The 1,907-nt window shown below is 60.3% G+C and carries 3 protein-coding genes; all 3 read left to right on the top strand.

Annotated elements, in window-relative coordinates; translation table 11 throughout:
- Positions 1–427 precede the first annotated feature (427 nt).
- Positions 428–799: a 30S ribosomal protein S12 gene (rpsL, locus tag EN984_RS32890; protein ID WP_006333356.1), complete on the top strand. Its 372-nt coding sequence runs from the start codon at positions 428–430 to the stop codon at positions 797–799.
- Between the two features lie 76 nt (positions 800–875).
- Positions 876–1,346 carry a 30S ribosomal protein S7 gene (gene rpsG / locus EN984_RS32885; protein WP_008875664.1) on the top strand — a complete coding sequence of 157 codons (471 nt, stop codon included), beginning with the start codon at positions 876–878 and terminating at the stop codon, positions 1,344–1,346.
- A gap of 29 nt (positions 1,347–1,375) precedes the next feature.
- On the top strand, positions 1,376–1,907 hold a 532-nt coding region (locus EN984_RS32880), incomplete at its 3' end, for a GTP-binding protein (RefSeq protein WP_127384279.1).

The following is a 1,907-nucleotide window of genomic DNA, read 5'->3' as shown; positions in this document are numbered from 1 at the left end:
AAGCAAGGCCGCGCAACAGCGCAAACCCATTCACTTTGCCTGAAGGCTTGTCACTTTCTTCCTCGCTCTTGCAAAAATGCGAAAGAAAATTACATGCGGTTTTCGCATGGCTGCCAAGCCTTGGTCGGCGCGCAATATTTGATGCTCCGGGCTTGACGGTCCGCGGTCTTACGAGTAGAAGCCGCCCAGTCAGAACCGATGTGAGGCTCTCCCTTCCGAAGCGACACGCTTTGGAGTTTGCCTCAAACAGGGTTCGTTTTACGAGCGAAAAGACATTTCCGGCGTGCACGAAGCGGCTTCCGCTTCCTCTGCCTTTTGTTCGGGCAAGACCGCGAGGCGCGGCTTATGGCCCGAATTTGCGTATGGAAATGACGCTTTGAGCGGCCCTGACCGGGCGAGACACGGAATTGAGAGACAAGAGGGTTTAATGCCTACCGTCAACCAGCTGATCCGCAAGCCGCGCATTGCGCCGGTGAAGCGCAACAAGGTCCCGGCCATGCAGCAGAACCCGCAGAAGCGGGGCGTCTGCACGCGCGTCTATACAACGACGCCGAAGAAGCCGAACTCGGCGCTGCGCAAGGTGGCCAAGATCCGCCTGACCAATGGTTTTGAAGTGATCGGGTACATCCCCGGCGAAGGCCACAACCTTCAGGAACACTCCGTGGTGATGATCCGCGGCGGCCGCGTCAAGGATCTTCCGGGCGTTCGCTACCACATCATCCGCGGCGTGCTCGACACGCAGGGTGTGAAGAACCGCAAGCAGCGCCGTTCGAAGTACGGCGCCAAGCGTCCGAAGTAAGGGGCGTCCGAAGTAAGATTTTCCGGCCTTGGCGCTCCTTGGGTGCGTCGGGTTATGAGATTGAGAGACAAAAACCATGTCGCGTCGTCACAGTGCAGAAAAGCGTGAGATCAATCCGGACCCGAAGTTCGGCGATCTGATCGTCACCAAGTTCATGAACGCCGTCATGTATGACGGCAAGAAGTCGGTCGCCGAGACCATCGTCTACGGCGCGCTCGACCAGGTTCAGTCGAAGACCAAGCAGGAGCCGGTCACCGTCTTCCATCAGGCGCTCGACAATGTCGCGCCGCATGTTGAAGTGCGTTCGCGTCGTGTCGGTGGCGCCACCTACCAGGTTCCGGTCGACGTGCGCCCCGAGCGCCGCCAGGCATTGGCCATTCGCTGGCTGATCGCTGCGGCCCGCAATCGCAATGAGACCACGATGGTCGACCGCCTCTCCGGCGAGCTGATGGATGCGGCCAACAACCGCGGCACGGCTGTCAAGAAGCGTGAAGACACCCACAAGATGGCTGAAGCCAACCGCGCTTTCGCGCACTACCGCTGGTAAAGCGCGAACGAGACTGAGAGGCAGCTACGATGGCCCGCGAATACAAAATCGAAGACTACCGCAATTTCGGTATCATGGCGCATATTGACGCCGGCAAGACGACGACCACCGAGCGCGTCCTCTACTACACGGGCAAGTCGCACAAGATCGGCGAAGTCCACGACGGCGCTGCCACCATGGATTGGATGGAGCAGGAGCAGGAGCGCGGCATCACGATCACCTCCGCCGCGACCACGACCTTCTGGAAGGCTCGTGACGGCAAGATGCACCGCTTCAACATCATCGACACCCCCGGCCACGTCGACTTCACCATCGAAGTCGAGCGTTCGCTGCGCGTGCTCGACGGCGCCATCGCGCTGCTCGATGCCAATGCCGGCGTTGAGCCGCAGACCGAGACCGTCTGGCGCCAGGCCGACAAGTACCGCGTTCCGCGCATGATCTTCTGCAACAAGATGGACAAGATCGGCGCCGACTTCTACCGCTCGGTCGAGATGATCGGTTCGCGCCTCGGTGCGCATGCCGTTGTCATGCAGCTGCCGATCGGCGCCGAGACCTCGTTCA

Source organism: Mesorhizobium sp. M7A.F.Ca.CA.004.12.1.1 (assembly GCF_003997835.1).
Taxonomy (GTDB): domain Bacteria; phylum Pseudomonadota; class Alphaproteobacteria; order Rhizobiales; family Rhizobiaceae; genus Mesorhizobium.
This window is presented reverse-complemented; position numbering and strand designations above follow the sequence as displayed.